This window comes from Tolypothrix sp. PCC 7601, assembly GCF_025677855.1.
Classification (GTDB): domain Bacteria; phylum Cyanobacteriota; class Cyanobacteriia; order Cyanobacteriales; family Nostocaceae; genus Aulosira; species Aulosira diplosiphon.
Genome location: NZ_CP064879.1, coordinates 4,233,393 through 4,257,113 on the forward strand (window position 1 = coordinate 4,233,393; position 23,721 = coordinate 4,257,113).

General features: G+C 40.7%; 15 protein-coding genes. 8 read left to right on the plus strand and 7 right to left on the minus strand.

Annotated elements, in window-relative coordinates:
- Positions 1-39 precede the first annotated feature (39 nt).
- The 4 genes from HG267_RS17450 (at position 40) to HG267_RS17465 (ending at position 2,678) form a co-directional block, all read left to right on the plus strand.
- The gene (locus tag HG267_RS17450; protein WP_045869963.1) at positions 40-492 is read left to right on the plus strand and encodes a DUF3531 family protein; all 453 of its coding nucleotides are present in this window, start codon (positions 40-42) and stop codon (positions 490-492) included.
- Between the two features lie 17 nt (positions 493-509).
- Positions 510-941, plus strand: coding sequence for an NUDIX hydrolase (locus HG267_RS17455; protein ID WP_045869962.1), 432 nt, complete (start codon positions 510-512; stop codon positions 939-941).
- A gap of 1,109 nt (positions 942-2,050) precedes the next feature.
- Positions 2,051-2,383, plus strand: a complete 333-nt coding sequence (locus HG267_RS17460) for a Mo-dependent nitrogenase C-terminal domain-containing protein (protein ID WP_045869961.1) — start codon at positions 2,051-2,053, stop codon at positions 2,381-2,383.
- A gap of 22 nt (positions 2,384-2,405) precedes the next feature.
- Positions 2,406-2,678 (plus strand): cupin domain-containing protein, encoded by a 273-nt coding sequence (locus tag HG267_RS17465; RefSeq protein WP_045869960.1) that lies wholly within the window; start codon positions 2,406-2,408, stop codon positions 2,676-2,678.
- 62 nt (positions 2,679-2,740) lie between these two features.
- Here the strand turns inward: HG267_RS17465 and HG267_RS17470 are convergent, their stop codons facing one another.
- Complete coding sequence (locus tag HG267_RS17470) at positions 2,741-3,301, minus strand: hypothetical protein (RefSeq protein ID WP_045869959.1); 561 nt, start codon at positions 3,299-3,301, stop codon at positions 2,741-2,743.
- Between the two features lie 128 nt (positions 3,302-3,429).
- Between HG267_RS17470 and HG267_RS17475 the strand changes: the two genes are divergently transcribed.
- Entirely contained in the window at positions 3,430-4,176 is a 747-nt protein-coding gene (locus HG267_RS17475; protein WP_045869958.1) for a creatininase family protein, read from the plus strand.
- Positions 4,177-4,840: 664 nt separating this feature from the next.
- Here HG267_RS17475 and surE read toward each other — a convergent pair.
- On the minus strand, positions 4,841-11,998 hold the full coding sequence (gene surE, locus HG267_RS17480; protein ID WP_081583984.1) for a 5'/3'-nucleotidase SurE: 7,158 nt from the start codon (positions 11,996-11,998) through the stop codon (positions 4,841-4,843).
- 637 nt (positions 11,999-12,635) lie between these two features.
- On the opposite strand from surE, the gene HG267_RS17485 reads away from it, so the two are divergent.
- The 3 genes from HG267_RS17485 to HG267_RS17495 all read left to right on the plus strand — a co-directional run bounded on the left by HG267_RS17485 (position 12,636) and on the right by HG267_RS17495 (position 14,254).
- Positions 12,636-13,445, plus strand: coding sequence for an SDR family NAD(P)-dependent oxidoreductase (locus HG267_RS17485; RefSeq protein ID WP_045869957.1), 810 nt, complete (start codon positions 12,636-12,638; stop codon positions 13,443-13,445).
- Positions 13,446-13,572: 127 nt separating this feature from the next.
- Entirely contained in the window at positions 13,573-13,872 is a 300-nt protein-coding gene (locus tag HG267_RS17490) for a type II toxin-antitoxin system HigB family toxin (protein WP_045869956.1), read from the plus strand.
- Positions 13,856-14,254 (plus strand): type II toxin-antitoxin system HigA family antitoxin, encoded by a 399-nt coding sequence (locus tag HG267_RS17495; RefSeq protein WP_045869955.1) that lies wholly within the window; start codon positions 13,856-13,858, stop codon positions 14,252-14,254. Before HG267_RS17490 ends, HG267_RS17495 begins: the two co-directional genes overlap by 17 nt.
- A gap of 243 nt (positions 14,255-14,497) precedes the next feature.
- Here HG267_RS17495 and HG267_RS17500 read toward each other — a convergent pair whose 3' ends face one another.
- The 5 genes from HG267_RS17500 to HG267_RS17520 all read right to left on the minus strand — a co-directional run bounded on the left by HG267_RS17500 (position 14,498) and on the right by HG267_RS17520 (position 23,680).
- Positions 14,498-15,658 carry an ATP-binding protein gene (locus tag HG267_RS17500; protein WP_045869954.1) on the minus strand — a complete coding sequence of 387 codons (1,161 nt, stop codon included), beginning with the start codon at positions 15,656-15,658 and terminating at the stop codon, positions 14,498-14,500.
- A gap of 6 nt (positions 15,659-15,664) precedes the next feature.
- Positions 15,665-19,441: a PAS domain-containing protein gene (locus tag HG267_RS17505; RefSeq protein WP_045869953.1), complete on the minus strand. Its 3,777-nt coding sequence runs from the start codon at positions 19,439-19,441 to the stop codon at positions 15,665-15,667.
- A 117-nt stretch (positions 19,442-19,558) separates the two neighbouring features.
- A complete protein-coding gene (locus HG267_RS17510) occupies positions 19,559-20,731 on the minus strand; it encodes an ATP-binding protein (protein WP_045869952.1) in 1,173 nt (390 codons plus the stop codon).
- A 251-nt stretch (positions 20,732-20,982) separates the two neighbouring features.
- A complete protein-coding gene (locus tag HG267_RS17515) occupies positions 20,983-21,429 on the minus strand; it encodes a response regulator (protein WP_045869951.1) in 447 nt (148 codons plus the stop codon).
- The gene (locus HG267_RS17520) at positions 21,377-23,680 is read right to left on the minus strand and encodes a sensor histidine kinase (protein ID WP_045869950.1); all 2,304 of its coding nucleotides are present in this window, start codon (positions 23,678-23,680) and stop codon (positions 21,377-21,379) included. Before HG267_RS17520 ends, HG267_RS17515 begins: the two co-directional genes overlap by 53 nt.
- Positions 23,681-23,721: the final 41 nt, after the last annotated feature.

Sequence of the window (23,721 nt, forward strand, 5' to 3'; positions counted from 1 at the left end):
CTTATTTTCAGAAAACTGTAACGGAGAAATATAACCGCAATGTATATCCAGTTTCGTGAGGTTAATCCTTTTGATGTGTGGATTTGGCTGAGGTTCAGCACGATTCCTTCGGCGCGTGAAAGGCAATATGTAGAAGAGGTTTTTAATTCCTGGTTTTATTTAGGTAAATTGGGTGCTTTTAACGCCGAAAATCTTCAGGTGCAAGATACAGGACTGGATATTAGCTACATGAATTATGACGAGCAAGGTTATGACAAAAGCTTGCTGGCGCTGATGCATAATATGGGTGAGTTCGAGTATGAAGGGGAGTGGGGACGCTGCTGGTTTGATTTAGGAACCAGTGATGCGATCGCCTTAGATATCTTAATTAATGCTCTCACTCAGCTTAGTGAAGAATATGTCACTATTGAGGAATTATATATCGGTGGCGAAAACGAAGATTGGCCCATAGAGGAGAACGAAAACAACTCTTACTCTATGTACGATAATTAGTGACTTAAGTTACAAAAATGAGCAAAGCAGGAGAAATTCGGGTAATAGCCTTGGGATTAATTCGTGATGGTGAACGCATCTTTGTTTCCGAAGGCTACGATCCCGCCAAGCAATCTACATTTTACCGAGCTTTAGGAGGTGGAGTAGATTTTGGCGAAACCAGCCTAATTGCCCTACAAAGGGAATTTCAAGAAGAAATTCAAGCAGAATTAACCAATATTCGCTATTTAGGCTGTATAGAGAACCTATTTATATTTAATGGCAGGCAAGGACACGAAATTATTCAACTTTATCAATGTGATTTTGCCGATTCTAAATTTTATCAATTAGAGAGCCTCATCTTTTCTGAGTCCCCAAACCATAAACATCGGGCACTTTGGATTAATATCGAGCGGTTCAAATCAGGCGAATTAACCCTGGTACCGACGGAATTTTTCAATTATTTATAAGATTGCTCTAGTTTTTAGTAGAGTCCGCACAATATAGCTTGGATAATATAAATCAATTGACGTTTAAATCTTGTAGAGACGCGATTTATCGCGTCTCCATAACCGTAAAATCCTGACGAAAAATTTTTAACCGAACCATGTTGAGAGGAAGCAGGGTTGCAAAGAGACAAACACTTTATGCCCAATTTCTGATGGGTGCTTGTAGCTATCAATATGCTTGATATTGCAATAGTTAGCAACTCCCAATACTTGTCGGTTAAGGGGAAAAGGAGAAGGGTAAAAGGGGCAAGAAAAAACCTTTAACCCTTACCCTTTCACCTTTTCCCCAAACCAAATTCCGAGTTGAAAATCCTTAACCGAGCAGTATTGTAGCAACTCCAGTTACTACAAAGAACTTCTGAGAATACAGAATTAATTTGCGGAAATGTCTATTGCATATAGGAAGAGAACTGTGCTAATGTCTGCAACTTACTTTTATTGTTTAGCTCGTATTAAACATCTAATATGATGTTGAAGCTAGAATTTAACTTTTCGCCTGAGACTTTAATTAAAATTAAACCCAGTTTTAAAGAGAATTATTAGAAGTATCATCAGAGCTTATATGAGGCTGTACTGGGTAAAATTTGATTTTCTAGTTATTTAGATAAATTTTTTATATAGTTTTGTAACATAAATAACAATTTGCTGGATATTGATACCCTTAAAATCAAATTTCTTAGAGTATAATCCTAGCGAAATCTGGCTAGAGTCAGAGTAAAACCGCGCTTATACAAACAAAAGTACATCTCAGGATACTGTGCATTTTCCTAACTCGGATTTAAATTTAATATATAAGATTGGTATGTGGAATATAAGGAATTAATAACTTTTCGCTATACCATCTTTATAATTTCTTTGTTATTTTGTATTTAACTGGACAGTTCTGCAGCAGGTGGTGCGTTTAAATATCTATTAGTTGCACCATAGGCAGTAAATTCTCAAACATATTTAATTGGTTGACCTAGGCTAATTTATATTGACAAGTGCAATGTAAATTGCCTAAATCTAGATGCGAGTTAGATTGCAAATTGGTAAATAGTTCATTTCTAGCAAAAAGCTTACTTAAGACTATGATTAAAACTGCAAACCAACCTATTGTTTTCTCCGCTTTTATTAGCCCTCTTAGCGAAAAAGACAATCCTCAATTTGATTTATTACAACCATTACGCCAATGGCTTGACAATCTCGAAATTCAAAATCGGAAAGTTGCAAAATTTATTGCCAAACTCATCCCTGCACAATGCCCCTTTGAGCGCGATATCATGCTGTTTGGACGCAAAATCGCCCATATTCCCCCAATGTGCAAGCTTAATCCCCTTTACGATCAATTTGTTGGCTTGCGTTTTCGCGCACTATGCTATTTAGTAGATAAATGTGGAGAGGATATCCAATCCTACTGCTGAATAAAATTAGATCAAGTGCGGCATGGAAATTAAAATTGAGCATCAACCCAGTCAAGAACGCCTCGAACAGTTGGGTGTCAAAAAATGGGGAATTTGGCAAAAAGAAGTTTCAAAATTCCCTTGGACTTATGATTCTCAAGAAACTTGCTACTTTTTGGCAGGAGATGTAATTGTTACGCCAGATGGTGGACAGCCAGTGCAAATGGGTAAAGGTGATTTAGTAGTCTTCCCGGCCGGAATGTCCTGTACATGGGAAATCACCAGTGACGTGAAAAAACATTATTCCTTTGATTAATCAAAATAGAACTTGATCCCCAATATATTCTCATCTTATTGGGAAAGTAAATATCTAATATCTCAATTCTCATTTAAATTGTATGGGGGTTCGCAACGATTGTTATAGGATAAAGTTGCAGAATCTGTAAATTGCTTATATCCATATCTTTCAAAATTCGTTGCAACTCCATCACCAAGACAATATTCGTAAAAATAAATGGTTTCATTACCGCTAAATTTGGCAGAGAGTTCCTTCCAAATAGGTGGCTGATAGCCAAATATATAGTTATAGAACTTTGTAGCCTCAGCTTTATCGTAATTATAGCTGCCTGGGTATTGGAAAAAATCGCCGTTGAAGTTTAAGGTTATATACTTTGCTTGACTTTTAACAAAAGTGATAGAAAAATCACTTTTAGGAAACTGCTTAAATAGCTGTCGGAAACTTTTGGGAGCATAAGTATAAGTAACTTGCTCACCATTAGTTTTTTTGGTAATGTAACGTCCAAAATAGCGCTCAATAGTTTGAGGTGTTTGATTTAACACATAGCGTCCCGCCAAAGCTGGAGGTGCGATCGCACTATTGACTAGTATCAATCCCACAGTCAACCCAGTCAAACCTAGCCAAACATCACGAGATTTCATAGTTCTTACCTCCACCTCACAGCCTGGGAGTTCATAATCGTGTTAGTGGGAGGCTGATTAATAAAGATGCTATTTCATAGCACAATGTTTCTTCCCACCGCAATTATTGAATAGGAAATTGACTAAAAATGTTACTACATTTAAGTACCTGGCCTGAGGTTGAAGCTTATCTACAGCAATCTAGAGGGCTGATTTTTCCGATAGGTTCCACAGAACAGCATGGCCCCACCGGCTTAATTGGTACTGATGCTATTTGTGCAGAAGCGATCGCCCGTGGTGTGGGTGAAGCAACTCAAGCAATGGTAGGCCCTACAATCAATGTTGGTATGGCGCTACATCATACCGCTTTTCCCGGTACTATAAGTCTGCGTCCCAGCACCCTAATTCAGGTAGTGCGAGATTATATAACTTGTTTAGTCAAAGCAGGTTTTACCAAGTTCTACTTTATCAACGGACATGGCGGTAACATTGCCACCCTCAAAGCAGCCTTCTCAGAAACTTACGCCCACCTAGAAGATTTACAGATTGCCAATGCCCAACGGGTACAATGCCAAGTAGGTAATTGGTTTATGTGCAGTTCCGTCTATAAACTTGCCAAAGAATTATACGGCAATCAAGAAGGTTCCCATGCTACCCCTAGCGAAGTAGCCGTTACTCAATATGTTTATCCAGAAGCAATTAAGCAAGCACCCCTCTCCCCAGAAGTAGCCTCGGGACATAGAATTTATAGTGCAGCCGACTTTCGATTACATTACCCCGATGGACGCATGGGTTCAAATCCCGCCCTAGCCACCCCAGAACATGGTAAGCAATTTTATGAATTAGCCGTCAAAGAACTCAGCAACAACTATTTAGAATTTTTAAACGCAGAATAAAACTCACAGGAATTTTAGATTTTGCGGAAAGTTGCGTGCGGGGGTTCCCCCCGTTGAGCAAACTTTTCAAGACGGATTTTGGATTGATTAGATTAGTACTTATACCAAATCCGCTTAAATAACCCATTTTTTATCGAACCGCATTCGCGTAGCGTCTCGCAGAGAAGACACAAAGAACGCAAAGAAAAGAGGAGTAATACCAATTTAAATAATGTTTGCGGCAGATCAATTCTTTGTAGGGGCACGGCATCCACAATCTTTTGGTATATCAAATTATCTTACTGGTGCCGTGCCCTTACCAACCCATCTGTCGCGTTCTTTTTTCAAAATGGTATAAGAAGATAAAGGGGTAAAGAAGCCGGATTTGGTATTACGCAAAATTCACAGAATTACGTCATTACAAGCGTAGCGACGTAATCGCCTAAAATTATGGGATTGCTTCCCTACAATACCTTCCGATCGCAATGACAAATTTTGCTTGCGTAAATCCTGTAGATTTCAATACAGTCCATAAAATCAATCGAAAAAACCCAAAAAATTAGTAACTCAAAAAACCGAAGACTAATTTTGGAGGGGGTTTGGGGGACGCAACCGTCACCCAATCGGGGGTTTGGGGGAGAATCCCCCAATCTTTGGCTTTTTAAACAAATAACAAATCGATACTTTAACCTATAAAGCTAAAGTTATCAGCAGCGAGGTTATTTGCAGTAATCCCCAACAATGAAGCTAACTCTAAGCTTCCCTTTTTAACTAAAGTATCACCACCCTGTTGCAACAGCGTCAGTTCACTGAACTGATTTACACCAATCCCACCAATACCAATCACATCAACTCCTGGGGTAAAGTCCGTGACAATATTCTTGCTAGTAGGAAGGCTAGCATTTGCAATCCAAAACTGATCCCCACCAGCACCACCAGTCAGGCGATTACCACCTCCAGAACCAGCAAATAACACATCATCACCATCACCACCTACTAGAGTGTCATTGGTATTAGAGAAGAGTTTGTCATCACCAGAACCACCATACAGTCGGTTATTATTCCCCTTACTCGTGAGAGTATCATTACCAGAACCACCGAAGAGAACTTGACGAGAACCTTCAACTACTTGCAGATTATCAGCCCCAGCAGCCCCAAATAAATTATTGCTACCGCTAGCTTCTACTACAGTCAGTTCATCGTTACCCGCACCACCATCAACATTAGTATTTTTCGCAGGGCCATTAGCACCCACAAAGACTTGATCATTACCATCGCCTGTTGAGATAGAAGAATTGCTACCTGCAATTACTGTGTCATCACCGTTACCTGTAAACACAGTGCTACCATTGATAGGTTCTACAATATCTGCGCCATCACCTGTGAATATCGGCTGACTACTACCTGTATTGATAGTCAATCCCCCCGCAGCATTGGCGATTTGCTGACGACTAGTTGCGGTAGCACTCCAATTACCATCAATTGGGGTAATGGTAATATTTCTGGCTAAGAATCTACCCCCTTCCGATGATAAATCTCCTGTACCTGTATTGCTGGAAGCCCCTAAAGCTAGACCAGGAACACCCGGTTGAATTTCCGCAACCTGTAAACCCAAACTGCTGGCTTGGTCAAATTTGGTAACTGCAACCCCTGTAATTGTGCTGAATTTAGCAATATCAGGATTATAAGCTGGAATATTGATATTTAACCCTACTCCTTTCGGGAGTAAATCTGCATTACTACCTTGACTGGCTTGGAGTTTGTTAATTGCATCAACAACCAACCTAGCACCGATTTCGTAAGCTTTCTCTGTACTGGATTTATCGCCTGTTTGTAACCCAGCTAAATCTATTCCAGCACTAACTGCGATCGCAGGAATACCATTTTGTAATGCAGCAACCGCAGCGCTAAGTGTACCAGAAGAAATGGCATCTAAACCAATGTTTTCACCTTCGTTAATACCGGAGATAACTAAATCGGGTTTAGCAATCTTCTCTTTGTTGGGGAAGATATAATCAAGTCCCGCCCAAGTGGTGACAACTGGAGTACCATCGACATACCATTTATTTTTGCTGGTATCAAATTCTGTAACTTCAGTATTTTGGAAAATTTTGTTGGTGTTGATGGAAGTACCTTTTCCGCTTTGCTGGTCTTTGGGTGCGACTAAAATAACGTTATGACCAGCAGCGGTTAAAGCTTTGTAGATAACATCAATACCCTTTGCTTGATAACCATCATCATTCACCAAAAGAATATTTAATGGCTTACTAGCAGGTTTAATTTCATCCGTTAAACCAGGGACTGCTAGGTTAAGACGAGAACTCAGTGCTTGACGTTGGTCTGGAGTTGTACCCCAATCACCATCAAAAGGAGTTACTGTCACCTTACCTGCTAAGAATTGTTCACCTTCTGAGAATGGTTTGGGTGTAGTTCCAGCAGGTAAGGTATTTTGGGTATAAAGTATACCTTGACCTGTGCCAAAGTTAGGCGGTAACTCCCCAAATTTGAAATCAAAACTACCTGCACTGTCAAACTCTGTAAAGGCTACTCCTTGAATTTTGTCAGTTGCAGGGATATTGACGTTTAAACCAATGCCTTTGGGTAATATAGCCGGGTTATTACCTTGTTTTGCTTGTAATTGGGCAATTAAATCAACAACGTAATTAGCTCCAACTTCGTAGGCTTTATCAGTACTGGGGTAACCTGCGCTACGTTCATCTAATTTAACACCCGCACTGACTGCGATCGCAGGTACGCCACGATTTAATGCGGAAACTGCGGCGCTAAGAGTACCGGAAATGATCCCTTCTAAACCGAGGTTTTCCCCTTCGTTAATCCCAGAAATAACTAAATCTGGGGGATTATCTTTTAAAATGTAATCGATTCCCGCCCAGGTAGTTACAACAGGTTTGCCATCGACATACCATTTATTTGGTTCATAATTGACAACTTCTAATTGTTTGCCAAATTTATCGGTATCCAGGGCTGTACCTTGACCGCTTTGCTGTTGTTTAGGTGCAATTAATGTTACTTTATGACCAGCCGCAACTAATTTGTTGTAGAGGACATTAATTCCCTTCGCCTGATAACCATCATCATTGACTAAGAGGATATTCAGGGATGTTTTGGGTTTAGTAACTGCAATGTTATTAGGTAGTTCCAAAAGTCCCAATCTTTCCGCCGGAGTCTTACCAGTAACGTTGAAATCGTTGTCATTAATTAACGCCAACGTATTGGGTGCAACTAAAGCTAAACCCTCTAATTTTTCAACTCCGGTGTAACCTAACTGTGCAGCATTGGCGATTAAGCTTTTGCTGACGGGCGTAATTTTAGCTGTGGCTAATTCTGCAGCAGTTAGTTGTTCAATGGTCTTACCACTGGGCAATGTAAAGTTAGCAGGATTATTAATGTTTGTCGCCCCTGATAAATTAATTTGGTAGATGAGTTTATTGCCAGCAGATGTACCATTATCATCGCGTTCTACAACTGCAAATTTACCGTTACTTAAAGAAACTGCATCACCAATTTTATCTGTGGCTGGTAGACCTTCCAGAAGATATAAATACTCCCCTGTTACTTGTTTGCTGTTGATATCAAATTCTAAAATTCTCAGGTTACGAGAAGCTTTAGAAACTGTGTCACTACCATTATCAGGATTATCAATTGGGCTTTGAATAAAAGCGTACAACTTAGAACCTTCCAAAGCCACAGCTTCAAATCCGCGATTGTTGCGGCGTTGGGCGTAAACTTCTGGGAATATCTCAGTTCCAAAAGTACCCGTAGGTTGGTCTGGATTAGGTGCGGTTGCAGTTCCTTTGGGGATAAATCTCTCAATTAATTTACCCTGACTATCAAAATGGTAAATTGCAGGACGGTATTCATCTACCATCCAATAATCACCATTTTCCGCAACCACAATTCCTTCTAAATCTGCACCTAATGGGTCATTAGGTAGAGGCTTATTATCTAAATCAACGCCAATTTCATCAGTATAAGCTGTACCATTCGCCCCAGCTTGTAAATTTGGTAATCCGGTTAATGGGGTTTTCCCATCTTGGCGAAATAAGCCAGTACGGTTAGTAATTTTAATTTCGCCTGTGGTGCGGTTGAGTTCAAAACTGACAATTTCTGGCTGGAAGTTGGGTAGGTAAAATGGTCGATTTGCACCCACAGGTTCACCATTGGGGCCTCTGTCTGTGTGGGTAACAAATCGCAGGTTACCATTAGGTGCTGTTCCTAGGAAATACAACCCAGAAAAACCACCCAACAAAATATCTTCACCTTTGGAAGTTGTGCCTAATTTGGGTAGGTTTTTAAAGTCGTAAATAGTGAGTTTGGGTTGAGCAATAGGATTGCGCGGATCGTAACTAGTGGTGTCAATATTTAAAGGATTAGAGAAAGCGTTAGCGATATTTTCCCAAGGTACTAATTTAAAATTAGAGTTGATATTCTCTATTTCATCGCCATCGCTAACTAATTTTGCCGGTTCATTATTTCCATCTTGGGTGACAAATAAACCTTTGGGGAAGTTAGGGCCAAGGGGTACATTAATTACATCTGCACCATCTGATTCTTGTACGCTATCAATTGCGCCATTGTTACCAACCGCAAAGTTACCTAAATAATCATTATTGCCTTCACGAGTATAAGCAACAAAAGTATTATCGCCTTGGCTGGATGCTAATAAATAGCCTGTACCATTCTTACCGTAGTAGATAGTTAATCCTTCCACATCATCGGTAAGGTATTTACCACCCAAGCCTTTAACTTGATCAATTAATTTCCCAGTTGTACCGCCATTGGGTTCGGCTTGAAATTTCCAAATACCGACATCTTCTTGTCCAATGTAAAGGAATCCAGTTTCTTGGTCTACTACCATTCCCTCTGTTTGTGCAGAACGTTCGCTATCAGAGGAGGATGGAATAGTAAACTCTCGGACTCGTTCCGCGCCAATTTTGCCATTACCTTGATCAATTAGTTTAAACTGGGCGATATCTCCAGTTTCCCGGCGACTAGTAAAGACGTAGTAATCATTGGTGATGGGACTGCGATATAAAGCGAGTCCGTAGGAACTGCGAGAAGATGAAGAATAAGGCGCAAGAAAGGGTAGTGTTTGGAAAATTGTGCCAATACTGCTGTCGGTAATATTTTCCAGGTATTTACCGGGAGTGCTGGGATTGGGGTTAATCTTGAATATTGCTAGTTTATCGTTACCGCGGTCGCTCGCTACGGCAATATCGATTTTTTCATTACCTAATTTAAAACCATATTGCAAATCAATGTTGTTGTAGCGAATACCGCCAGGGTTGACTTTCTGCAACAGTTTACCAGACAAGTCATACACCCGCAGTCCAGCGTTTTTGACTGAGGTGAGAACTAAGCTCTCAGCCGCATTGTTAGCATTAATATAGATAGCTGGGTCATCAGCATCAGCACGTTGGTCTGTCGGTAATGTGTCATCATCCAATAAATCAGGACGAGTTTCGACTCTTGGCGCTGCGGTAGTAACTACATCTGCACCTAAAGTCAAAATTTGCGTATATTGGGTAGTACCAAAATTATTATCGCTGACTAAAACAATCGATTGGCGACCATCAGCTAATTTCGGCCCAAAGGCTATACCCTCAATATTATCTGTACCAGTAATTGGATGATTGGGGTCTGTTGGTAAATTCAGGTCATTTAAATTCAACAGTAGTCGCTTTTGCGTTGGTTGAATCGCAGCTAATTGACTGGTGCTTAAACTACTGAGTGAGTCGATACTACTGATATCCGTTGCATCTTGTAGAGAAATTTCATAGATTTTAATTGTGTTCCCTACACCCTGTGCAAAAGAACGTTCTAACGCCAGTAATGTACCGCGATTATCAATTGCTAATAAATCCACCAAGCCGTTATCACTAGCACCTGTGGTTGGGTTGGGGGTGACGGATGGGTCTGTAACATAGAGATATTCTTTTTCTGGCTGTCCCGTTACCAAATTGTATTGTAAAATTCGCGATCGGCTACCAGTTGTGGTGGAAACCCTTGGCCCATCTTGAAATAAAGCGTTTTCTGTGGCGGTGAATAAAGTTTTTTGGTCGGGTGTGATGGTGAGACTTTCAAAAGCCAAATTATTGTAAACCCCTGCAGTTTGGGTATCGCCAGCATCCACAACACCGTTATTGTTAGTATCCTGAACAACTGGTAAAAACTTTTTGGGGACAGCTAAACTGCGAACTTCTTGCCCCGTAGTCAGGGAAAATTCTTTAATAAAGGGATTGGTAACACGACCTGCGCTAGGATTTACCTCACCTTCTGAGGAAATAAAGACCGTACCATTGTTAGTTAACGCGATTCCTTCCGGGTCAAGGCTATTGAGTGCAAAGAAATTACCGTTAGCATCTTTTAGCGGCGTAACATTAGTAAAAGTCGCCCCAGTTGTAGCAATTTTCGCCGGGTCAGTAGTAAAAGTATAAAAGCGGGCGGGTGCAAATTGAGAGCGATCGTCAGAAATTGCGTAAAATTGTTTTTGATCTGCATCATAAGCGACCCCAGACAACCCACCCAATGGAGTTTGTACCCCATTTACCGTTCCCGCCACACCAGAGGGAATAAAGCCTGTAGGTAAAATAGTTTGTCCTAAAAATCCCACTTCAGGAATCGTTTTTCCTGGTGTTGTTGGCCCTGCTTGCACATCTGCATATACTAAACGATGGTCGGAACTGGGGAACCCACCGGGAAGACTGGCGTTAAAAGTACCTACTAAGGGAAAATTGGGGTCAGTATTTAACGGCCAAAACACTGCGGAATTGGTAATAGTCAAATCAGCCGATGGTAATACATAGTCAGTCCGCAAATTACCGGGTGCAGTATCAGCAAAGTCTGCGGTATCAAAATTAGCATTGCCTTTTTGGTTGACATTTGCACCACCCTGTAATGCTGCTTGTTGTGGTGCGCCGGGACTGGTGGGGATGAAATTATTATTGATACCAGGATTCTGTAATAGTTGGCGAATAGCATTATCAAAACTATCACCATCTACAGGGTCAGCGTTTTGGTCGCCCATAATTACAAACCGCGAACCAGCTGCAATCCCGCCTTTTTTACCTGCATCATCATAAATGTAATCACTCTTACCTGGGGTGATATAATCTGCCCAAAAGCGAATCTCATCATGATTGCGCTTACCGTTGCGGTCTTCGGTTCCATCAAAGGTTGGCGGTGTAGGATGACTTACCAAAACGTGAATTGTCTCACCATTAACTTTAATTGGTACATCCCAATGACTTTTAGAAGAAAGCCGTAAAACATTTTGTTCCTCTGGAGAATACCAAGGAGTATTAGAATTAGGTGTTGAGATTGTAGATAGCAAAGAATCTGGCATATCCTTCCACAGAAAATTTTGGAAGGTGCGAACATTAGCGGTATCAATAGGGTATTTAGAAAGTAGCAACATCCCAAACTGACCAGGGAAATTACCAAATCCCAAAGCATCATCACCATATCCAGTTGCACCTGGTGTAGTGACAACCTGACCGTTATTATTTAAGTCGAACCCCGAAGCAATTCCTGTATTACTGGGAGCAATATAAAAGTAAGGATAGTTAACAGGAGTTGCACCTTTTTGGCTGACAGCAAGATAATTTTGCTGGAATAATTGCACCGCCTGTAGGGGATTTCCTTGGACGTAATCGAACTCGTTGACTAATAATATATCTGGATTGTTGCGTTGAATAATTTCTGCAACTGTTTTTGCTTGAGCATTATTAGGTGTAGATAAATCAGTAATTAACTGACCATCAGCATTACGATTGAGGGAAGCGTTGAATTGAGAAAAGCGGATTGCGTTGGTAGTTACCATAGATTAGCTTGCAAGTAGGTAAATTTTGCTTGAGAGAATTAAGAGAGATTATTTAAAGTTAAAAATCATCAACAATGCTTAAATTAAATTTAAAATTAGAGCCTCATAATCAGTTATGAGTTTCGCTGATGCCAACATGAATTAGCCTCATGGCAAGAACTAGAGCATGAGCATTTAGAAATACATATTATTGGTGTTTATTTCAGTAGTTCAAGTTATCCTAGTAACGTTAAGAAATAGCTAGCGATAGGTTAAAAGATAAGAATTAGATACCATTTGGAAAAAAGAATGCGACAGATGGGTAGGTAGGGGCACGGCACCAATAAGATATTTGATATGCCCAAAGATTGTGGATGCCGTGCCCCTACGAATAATTTATCTGCTGCAAACATTATTTGAATTGGTATTAAATTACAGCAGATTATGTAATTTCTGATTAGATACTAGAAATAAACAGTAGTGTAAACTACCTTACATAATTGAATATCAATTCTATAAATTGCTTCTATATTCAAAACATTAATTGTTGCCAAATTGGCAACATATATTAGCAGCGATCAATTTCAATTCTTTTATAAAACTCTCTAAATCCTTAGTGAGTATTTATGCATACTCACTAAATTACCACATTCTTGAGATGAATAACACCCCAAAAAGTCAGCGTCAAAAAACTGCTTTGATTACCGGAGCCGCTAGTGGCATTGGTTACCAATTAGCATACATTTTTGGTCGGAATAATTACAATTTGGTGTTAGTAGATAAGAACGAACAAAAACTTACAGAAATTGCTGCAGACTTTACTCAAAAATTCAACATTGTTGTCAAAAATTTTGCAAAAGACTTATCGATCCCAACATCTCCCACAGAAATTTTTGCAGATTTACAACAATCATCTATTAAAGTTGATGTGTTGGTGAACAATGCAGGCTTTGGTACTTATGGAGTCTTTGCAGAAACAGACCTCACTACTGAACTAGATATGCTACAGGTCAATATAGTGAGTCTCACTCATTTAACAAAATTGTTCCTCAAAGATATGGTAGAGCAAGGCTATGGCAAAATTTTAAATGTTGCCTCTGTTGCTGCTTTTCAACCAGGGCCTTTGATGGCGGTTTATTTTGCAACTAAAGCCTATGTTTTATCATTTTCGGAAGCGATCGCACAGGAATTAGAAGGTACAGGTGTGAGTGTGACTGTACTTTGTCCCGGCCCCACAGCAACGGAATTTCAAAAAACTGCTGCAATGGAAGACTCAAAAATTGCCAGTGTGAATCGGATGATGAATACAGAAAAAGTTGCCAAAATTGGTTATCGTAGTTTAATGGCAAATAAAACAGTTGTGATTCCTGGCTTAAGAAATAGAATCCTCACTGAAAGTGTAAGGTTTACGCCAAGAAACCTGGTGACAAAAGTTGTAAAAAGTATGCACGAATTGAAGAATAGATAATCAAAATCACAAGTAGGATGCGTTATAACGCATCCTCGCTTAATTATTGACAGTTAACTCTCAAAATGAGAGGATAAATTGAGTTGTGGAATTTTATGAATAAATATGCTCAGACTAGCAAAGACGAATGCATTTAATTTCAATTCGTAATCTCCGCATTGATACTACTCAGTTTCCTGATGTCAAAAAGCAAATAGAGTACTGGTACACTACTGTTAAGAAGGCGGATTGGCAAAACCTTGAAGATGTAAGAAAAATTTATCGTGATGCAGAAGCAGTAGGAAATTTTACTATTTTTAATATTAAAGGCAATGATTATCGTCTAATTGTTGGTATTGATTACGAAAACCAGGTCGTCTATTACAAGTATTTTCTCACACACGCTGAATACGATAAAGATAAATGGAAAAATGACCCTTACTTTTGACCAAAATAACTATCGTCATCTCTTAGCAGAAGTTGTTCCTGTCGCAATAGAAACAGAAGCAGAGTACGAACGTATTCTCAAGTTAGTAGAACAGCTAACTTTTAATAAGAATCGCACTCAGGAAGAGCAAGCTTTATACAAGCTACTGATCATCTTGATTGAAGCTTATGAGACAGAACATTATCCGATGGAAGAATCTGCACCTCATGAAATTCTCCAGCATATTATGGAAGAAAGTGGAACTCGTCAAGCTGATTTAGTGGGAATTATTGGTTCAAGTGGCGTAGTTTCTGAGGTTGTCAATGGTAAGCGTTCGATTAGTAAAGCGCAAGCTAAAGCTTTGAGTGAGTATTTTCAAGTTGCACCTAGTTTGTTTATTTGAGAATGTAGGATATGTTAACTATTGCGCCTGTATTTGGTGATTAATCTCAAGGGTTTCAAGCTAGAATCTAAAATTGTTATAGTGTTGGGTTTCGCTTTGCTCAACCCAACCTACATTTGTAGCGATAATGTTGCAAATTGCTATAAGTTTTGATTGAAACAACTGGGTGAATTTATTGCTCTTTTTAACTATGGTTGATGTCAAACTAACATTTGCTTACACAAAAACTATGAATTTGTAAAGTTAATCATGGTTGGGCTGGTAGAGGTTAGAGTTGGAGTTTTCCAGTTTTAATGCGGGAAGGGTAACAGTAAAGGTTGTGCCAACTCCAACAGTGCTATCAACTAATATTTGACCTCCATGTGCATCAACACACTTTTTCGTAATTGATAACCCCAATCCTGTACCGGGAATTTTGTTGACGTTAATTCCACGATGAAATGGTGTAAATAGCTTTTCTAAATCTTTTTCTGTTAGACCAATTCCTTGGTCTTGAACTTGAAATTGAATGTAATCTGACTCGCAGTGTAAGTTAAAGATGACTGGGGTGCCATCGGGAGAATATTTCAGGGCATTTTCTAACAAGTTGTTCAGGATATGTTGCAATAAATTGGGATCAAGTTCATAAAACAGATTTTCTGGTTCGTCACATCCTGAAAAGTTGAAAATAAATCTCTCTGGATTTTGAGCACGGGATTGTAAATCTTCAACCAAGAAAGAGCAAAACTGGTAAATATTAATTGGTGTTGGTTGATAGTGAAACTGCTCTTGTTCTACTTGACCGAGAACTAACACATCTGTAATTAATTGCGCCATGTGCTGGATAGCTGCTTTCCCCCGTTCGATATGAGCTTGTCGTTTTTGGGGATTGACTATGTCAGGCTGTTCCAAAAGTTCCAGTGTTAAGAGTATGGAACTTAAGGGATTGCGAAATTCATGGGAAACAATAGAAACAAATTGAGATTTCAGTTCATTCAAGCGTTTTTCTTTTTGTAGTGCTTGTCGAATAGCTTGTTCGGCAATATGGTTAGCTAAAGCTACCTGAATCGCAATAATTAGATCCTGTTCTTCAAAGGGTTTAACGATATAGCCGTAGGGATGGGTGGCGATCGCTTCTGTTAAAGTTGACTCATCAGCATGGGCAGTGAGAAACACGACAGGTATCTCAAACTGTTGGCGAATTTGATCTGCTGCTTCAATTCCGCTTTTGTCACCTTGCAGATAAATATCCATCAACACTAAATCTGGTTTGTGGGCTGCAACCAGTTCCAACGCTTTTTCGGCAGAATTAGCAGTTCCAGAGACGTTGTAGCCTAACTTTTTCAAATGCTGTTTGATGTCTAAAGCAATCACCCATTCATCTTCAACAATCAAGATACTGGGTTTAGAAGATTGTTGTGCCATATCATATTACAACCTTTTTTTCAAGAGAATCTTAAATTGGCTGCCTCCTTGTCTAGATAGTTGCAGTGTACCTCCAAGTTGCTCTACTAAACCTTGTATGAGTTGCATTCCCAATGAAGTAGTACACTGTGGATCAATATCGGCAGGTATCCCAATTCCATTATCTTTGACAACTAAACAATAATACTCAGGAGTATGCAGCCAAAATTGCAGTGTGATTTCACCTTTTTGGTTCGGGAAAGCGTATTTTAAAGCATTTGAAATTAGCTCATTAATGATTAATCCGCAGGGAACAGCCGTATCTAGGTCTAGTTCTAGTTCGCTCACTTCAATCACAAAACGGATAGCCGATTTGTTGGAAGTATAGGAACGTACTAAATCACTGACAAGGTGTTCTACATAAGTTGCGAAGTTAATCCGGGCAAGGTTTTCAGAACGGTAGAGACGTTCGTGGACGAGTGCCATTGTTTTGACTCGGCGCTGGCTTTCAGTCAGCAATTTTAGTACAGCAGGGTCATCAATACTACTGGCTTGCAGACTTAACAGACTAGAAACCATTTGCATATTATTCTTAACTCGGTGATACACCTCCCGCAATAAAACTTCTTTTTCTTTCAGGGATGCGCGGATTTTTTGTTCAATTTGTCGGCGTTCTTGCAGTTCTGTTTGTAGTTGTTTGTAAAGTTCAGACTGTTGAATGGCGATCGCTAATTGGTTGGCTATTTGTTGCAGTAGATCTATTTCCCAAGCTTGCCAAGAGCGGGGAGTCGAATTTTGGTAAACTGCCAACAAGCCCCAAAGATTTTCTCCGAAGAAAATCGGTGCGATCGCATAAGCTCTAGCTTGAAATTGTTCTAGCAGTGCAATATGACATTCTTGATGTCCAACTGTGTAAATATCTGTAACCGCAAAGGTTTCGTAATTTTTGTAGCGTCCTCCTTCAGTTGCTTGCAAATAAGTATCTTCCCAAACTCTTTTAACGTTGGGTTTCACTAGTTTCACCCAACCGGGAGCAACTGATTCAACAATAAAGTTGCCGCTCCAATCGGCATTAAAACGATACACTACTGCTCGATCGGCTTGCAATGTATGTCGTACTTCATTGACAGCAGTTGTGAGGATGGCATCCAAATCTAGAGACTGGCGAATTTCATGGGTAACCAGTCGGAGTGCTTTTTCCTGCTTGGCTTGCTGCCTAATAGCTGTTTCTGCTTCTTTGCGATCGCTCACATCTAGTAAAACTCCATGCCAAGCAAAAGCCCCATTCTCCCGTGGTTCTACTTGCGAATTGACTTGCACCCATTTGAGTTTTCCAGAGGGCGGAATGATGCGATATTCCATGAAAAAAGGTTCTAAGTTCTGGGTGCAACGGGTCATTAAGATAGCGCGAGGCGGTAGATCGTCTGGATGAATCTGGTTGATGATCGAGTAAGCATTTTGCATTGCTTGCTCTGCTGTCACCTCAAAGATGGATTTACAGGCTGGGCTGATGTATTCAAACCAAATTTGGCCATTGGCTTCTTGAACCATAGTGTAAACCACTACGGAAATTTTTTGGCCAAAGTTCTGTAACCACCTTTCGCTGCGTCGCAAAGCGGCTTCTGCTTGTTTGCGATTGGTGATATCCATCGCAATTCCCATCAACCGCGCAGGTTTTCCCTCTTTGTCCAGCAAACAAGCGCCTCTGGCGTATACCCAATAAATATTGCCGTCTCGGAGCAAGCGGTACTCTACTTCAAAGGCAGAACCTTGTTGTAATCCTTGCTGGGTTTTTTGTACAACATAGTCTCGATCATCAGGATGAACGCAACTCAAGAACAGCTCGAAGGTCGGATGAGGGCTAATTTCTTGACCATTTTGATCCAGAACTCGTCCTTGAGCATCGGTTTTAAAACCAAATAGCGCATATTCTTCCGGCGACCAATGGACGATATTTGTCTGTGGATTCAAGTCCCAAGTTCCCATTTTGGCAGCAGAAAGCGCCATTTGCAGTTTCTCAGTCCGTTCTTGAACTCGCTGTTCTAGCTCTTGGTTGAGTTGTTGTAATGCAGCTTCCGCACGCTGGCGATCGCGCAGTTCTTGTTGTGCTTGTTGATAGAGTTGTGCTTGCTGAATTGCGATCGCTAACTGATCTGCTACTCTAGTTGCGAGTTCTATTTCCTGTTGTTTCCAAGGTGCTTCTGTGACCAGCTTAGATAGCGATAAGCTGCCCCAAATTTTACCGTTAACAACGATGGGTGTTAACAACCAAGCTGGAGGAAAACTCTCTGCAATTTTTTTGTTAATCGGGTCTTGAATGCTATCGATGCCATTGACCTGCACTACCTGGAGTTGCTTTAATTTTGCTGCATAGGGATTGCCCGTATCAGGAATTTCTAAACCTGTTGTATCTGTCAGCAATGGATATTGGCAATAAACTGCCAGAGTTTGCCAACATTGACGCTCTGGCACATACTGCACAATGGAAGTGCGAATCACTCCCAATAATTCCGTGACTTCAGCTATTGTGGTCGAAAAAATCGTCGATAAATCTAAGGAACTACGAATTCTTTGGACTACTCTATTTAAAGTTTGCTCTTGCTGCGCCTGAAGTTGTAAAGCAATTTGAGCGGCTTTGCGCTCGGTAATATCTCGTGAAATACATAATATGGACTCAATGACGTTGTCACGAGTCAGTTCGGGTGCGATTACCATTTCAAAGAAACGTACTCCGTTAACTGTTGGAGTATCAAATTCAATGATCTGCTTTTGCCCGGTTTGTAGTAGTGCTTGGGCAGCCGTTTCCCAAGCATTAACCATTGTCTGTGGCAATTCCAATTCGCGGCAGGTTTTACCTAAAAATACTTCTGCTGGAATTCCTGTGAGTTCTGTCAGGACTGGACTAGTGTAAAGATGTCGCAGCTGGGTATCGAAGCGTTCAATAATATCAGGAGAATGTTCTACCAAAGTTTGGTATAGCTGTCGTGACTCTTGCAGTGCTGTTTTGATGGCTTTGCGAGATGTAATATCCGTGACAAAGCCCTCTAAACAAAGGAGTTCACCACTATCGGAAAATATACCCCGCCCCCGTTCCCAAACCCATTTCTCAACTCCTGATTTCGTAATCATCCGAAACTCAAACTCGTAGGGTTGCTGGAGTGCAACTGCTTGCTGAACCATTTCCCATACGCGATCGCAGTCATCTGGATGAATTGTCTGCCCACAAGAAATGGTGCGTTCTATTAAGTATTCTCCCTGCTCATAACCAGTAATATTGAACACACCTTCACTAATAAATTCAGCAGTGTAATTGCGATCGTTAGCCACCCGGTACACATAACCAGGTAGGTTGCTAATCAAAGTATCTAAGCGACGTTCGCTATTTTGTAAAGCTCGATTTGCTAGCAACTGAGTTTGAGTTTTCTCCCAAACACTGATCACTGCTTGCGCCAATCGACTGAGGTTTGCGGGTGACTTGATCAGATAATCCTCCAACCCTGCTTTCATAGCTGCAACAGCAATTTCCTCGCTACCAGCATTTGTCAACATAATTACAGGACAATTGCTGCTGTAGGCTTTGAGAGTCTGCAAAACATCCAGTCCGTTTGTCCACGGTAACTGATAATCAGCGATCGCCAAATCAAAATTACGCTCTGCAATCGCCTGTGCTAACTGATCAGCATTCACAATTTCTTCAATCTGAAGTCCTGGTAAATCTTGAGTTAGTGCTTGGATTGTGAGAGCGCGCTCAACTGGATTAGCATCGATTAGCAGAATTCGTTGCAATAACTGCTCTCGGCTCATGAACGTCAGCTTCCAATACCTGGAAAAATAAGTGTATTTTGATGCTAATGGTAATATATCCAGTTAAGCCACACTAGGTATGAAAGCAAAAGTAATACAAATTACGAATTGGGATTACTAGTTTAGCAATGGCAGTATGACAGTAAAGGTTGTACCAATGCCAACTTTGCTATCGACGAAAATCTCGCCCCCATGAGCATCAACACATTTTTTCACAATCGCTAAACCTAAGCCTGTACCCGGAATCGAGCCGACATTTTCAGCACGTTGAAAAGGCTGAAACAATCGTGGTTGGTCTAATTCAGGAATGCCAATGCCATAATCTTGAATCCGAAAAGCGATCGCATGATTTTGCCCAATGAGGTCAAAATTGACTGTGCTACCTGGTGGTGAATATTTAATTGCATTAGTGATTAAATTGCCTAAGATGTGGCGCAGTAGACTCTCATCCCAGAGAGCATCTTCTAATTTTCCAGCACTGTGAAAAACTACAGTAATCTGTTTTTCCGCGCTAGCAAGTTGAACTTCATCAACTAGTTGACGGCAGAAAGCTTCTAAATTCAGGCAGACTAAATCGCATTGTAATCTCCCAGAATCAGCTTGACCGATGAACGAAACTTCATCCAAGAGCTGCGCCATGTTTTTGATAGCAGCGCGAATCATTTGGAAGTGAGAGTGTTTTTTTTCTATGGTTAATTTATTATCGTTGTCTTGCAGCAATCCTGCGGCTAGGAGAATCGTGTTGAGAGGATTGCGGATGTCATGGGAGAGCATTGAGACAAACTCCGATTTGAACTGGTTAATTTCTTTGGCTCTTACCAGTTCGGCGGTACGTTCTTCAACGCAGTGTTCTAATGTTTGATTGGTGGTGCGTAATGATTCCAAAACCTGTTTACGCTCGATCGCATAATGTATCGAGCGCACTAACACATCTACATTTACTTGACGCTTGACTAAATAATCTTGTGCGCCTTGACGCACAGCTTCAATTGCCAGTGTGTCGTCATTGGTATTTGTTAATACCACAATCGGGATACTAGGCAAACAGTTAATTAACGTTGGTAAGGATGATAATCCCTCACTATCAGGTAAAGTGAGATCCAACAAAATGACATCGTAAGCGCCAAATAACTCGTCCTTACTTAATTCCTTAACTCCATCTTGTAAGCGCTGAACATGAACAACACTAAAATATTTAGATTGGGCTTGCTTGAGAAACTCTTGTAACAATCTCGCTTCTGCCAAGTTGTCCTCAATCAACAAGATTTTTACGGAGCTTGTCGCCGTCATTTTCTGGTGTCACCTCCTGATTTGTTAAGGGTCAAAGGTCAAAGGTCAAAGGTCAAGGGTCAAAGGTCAAGGGTCAAGGGTCAAAGGTCAAAGGTCAAAGGTCAAGGGTCAAGGGTCAAAGGTCAAAGTTTATTAGCTAGTTTCTCTCATCTCCCTCATTATTCCCAATCCCCATTCCCAAATCCTCACACGCTGCAATCGTGGTGCCCCGAGTTACCCATTACCCATTCCCCATTCCCCATTCCCAATCCCTACTCCGACGGCAATGTCGCCGTAGAGAGCCAAAATTCCTCAATACCTTTGACGATTTGAAACAGCTGGCTCAGGTTGCGAGATTTGGTGATGTAGCAATTGACGTGTAAGTCGTAGCTATGAAAAATATCATCCTCGTTTCTGGAGGTGGTGAGCACGACTACAGGAATGCGCTTGAGTGTGGGGTCGCTTTTAATTTCAGCCAAGACTTCACGACCATCTTTTTTGGGCAAGTTCAAATCCAAGAGGATGAGGTCAGGACGTGAGGCGTTAGCATATTCACCTTCTTGGCGTAAATAAGCCATTGCTTCCATACCATCTCTGACCGTCACTACCTCGTGTGGTACGGTGCTGTTTTTGAGTGCTTCTTGGATTAAGCGGATATCAGCTTTGTTATCCTCGACCAAAAAGATCTTTTTGTGTTTGTCTTCCGTTTCTACGCTCACGCTCGCGGCCTCCGACTGGAATCGTAAAGTAGAAGGTAGCACCTTCGCCCAGTTGTGACTCTACCCAAATTCGTCCCCGATGGCATTCAATAATTTTCTTACAGATGGCTAGACCCATACCTGTACCGGGATACTCTTCTCTGGTGTGTAGGCGCTGAAAGATGACGAAAATGCGATCGCTAAATCTTGGTTCTAAGCCAATACCGTTATCTTGGACGGAGAATAACCACTCATCTTCTAACCTTTCGGCTCCGATGTGAATTTTTGGTGGTTGTTCGCTGCGGAATTTGATTGCATTGGCGATGAGATTTTGAAATAGCTGCATTAATTGTGTACTATCAGCCATCACAGTTGGTAAGGGGTCATGGGTAATCATAGCCCCAGTTTCATGAATGCGCCCGCGCAAATTACTGAGGCTGCGATTTAGCGGCGTTTCTACCTCAGTTAGTTGAAAGGCGCTCGCTTGCATATCTACCTTGGAATATGCAAGTACGTCATCAATCAGGGTTTGCATCAAGCTGACTCCCTCAACGGCGAAGTTAATAAATTCCTTCGCGTCTTCGTCAAGTTCGTTTTCATAGCGCATCTCTAATAGCTGCACATAGTTTGCTACTTGATTTAAGGGTTCTTGTAAATCATGGGAGGCGACATAAGCAAACTTTTTCAATTCCGCATTCGAGCGTTCTAAGTCGTGCGCTAACTGCGCTAGTTCATCGGCTTGACGCAGCACAATATTAATAATGGCTTTGCGTAATTCTAGTGCAGCTTTGATTTCAACAGCTTTCCAGCGTAAAGATGTTAACTGAACATTTTCTTTCCACAATTCAAAGGATTTACGCGGAACTAAGCGCAGATTTCCTTCTGTTTGGCTGACTTCAAACGCTTCATTGGGATTACCACCCCAATTTACTGTTTGAATCACTTCCGGTCGAAACCATAAAACATAGTTGCGCTTAGATATGGGAATCGCTAATAAACCACTAGCGACGTTTTTAAATTTTTCGGCATCTGGATAAATCCGGGGTAGGGAATCTGTGTAGAATACTTCCTCACGGACGTTATTCTTCAGCCATTGCAGTAAAAAGTTGAGGTCTTCTTCTTTGGGAGTTTGCCCAATGACTGTACAGCGATCGCCAAAACAAACAGCCGCACCTTGAGCGCTAGTTAAATTCAGCAAATTCGGCTGATGTTTTACTAATCCATCAATGAAGTTTTCTTCCTGGGACATATATTCAACTAATACTGTTTGAATATATGCCAAATTCATTCGATAGTCGTAATCTTCTGTTTCTTCTCTGGTGGAAATTTCTGTAAATATCACTCTACCTAAGAATTCGCAGGCTTTCCGGAATTCATAGGAAACATATTTCGGTGTTTGGTGATGACAAGCAATTAATCCCCAAAGTTTGCCATCTTTAATCAAGGAAATAGTTAAAGAAGCACCTACACCCATGTTGTGTAAATACTCTAAATGGCAATTTGCTGCGGTTCTCAAAATTGAGTTAGTTAAATCAATTGGTTGTTGACTTTGCGGATGATTAATTGGCAGAATTTGTACGGGTTCTGCATGAGCATCGGGAATTAATCTGATGAAGTTAGAAGCAAATAGCTTTCTTGCTGGTTTAGGAATATCTGACTCTGGGTAATGTAAACCTAAATAAGGTTCCATGCTGTCTAGCTTTTCTTCAGCTATGACTGAGCCATGCCCATCATCATCAAATTTATAGAGCATTACTCTATCAAACCCAGTCACTTTGCGGACTTCTTGGACGATAATTTGACAGAAATCGCGCAGGTTTGTGGTTTTTTCTAACTGATTAATAGAAGCTCTTGCTAGGTGGTAAAAGCTTAGAAATGGGATATTTTCTTGAGAAATTGCTGGTTCTAATTCTAAAATCAACAATCCTTCTGGGTTGCGATGAAATACCGCATCAAATACTACATATTCATCGCCTTTCTTTCTCACCCAAATTTTTGTTGGGTTAATATAATCCAGGTTGCCTTCTAATATGCCTGCTTTAATTCTTTCGATTTGGAAGGGGTCGAGTAAATCTTCGAGTTTTTTTTGCAATACATCTTCGGGCAATATGCCGAAAACACTCCAAGTATTACTACTAATTTGTAATATGTTCAGTTCTGGTTCCCCCAATACCAAGAGGACACCATGAGGTTGAATTTGACTACAAACGTGAATAGCTGCTTCTTTTAAGCTATTCACATTAATACTTTGTGCTTGGAATTCGGATACCATTAAGATTCTCCTCTATTTTACCGGAGCATCAAAAGCAGAGT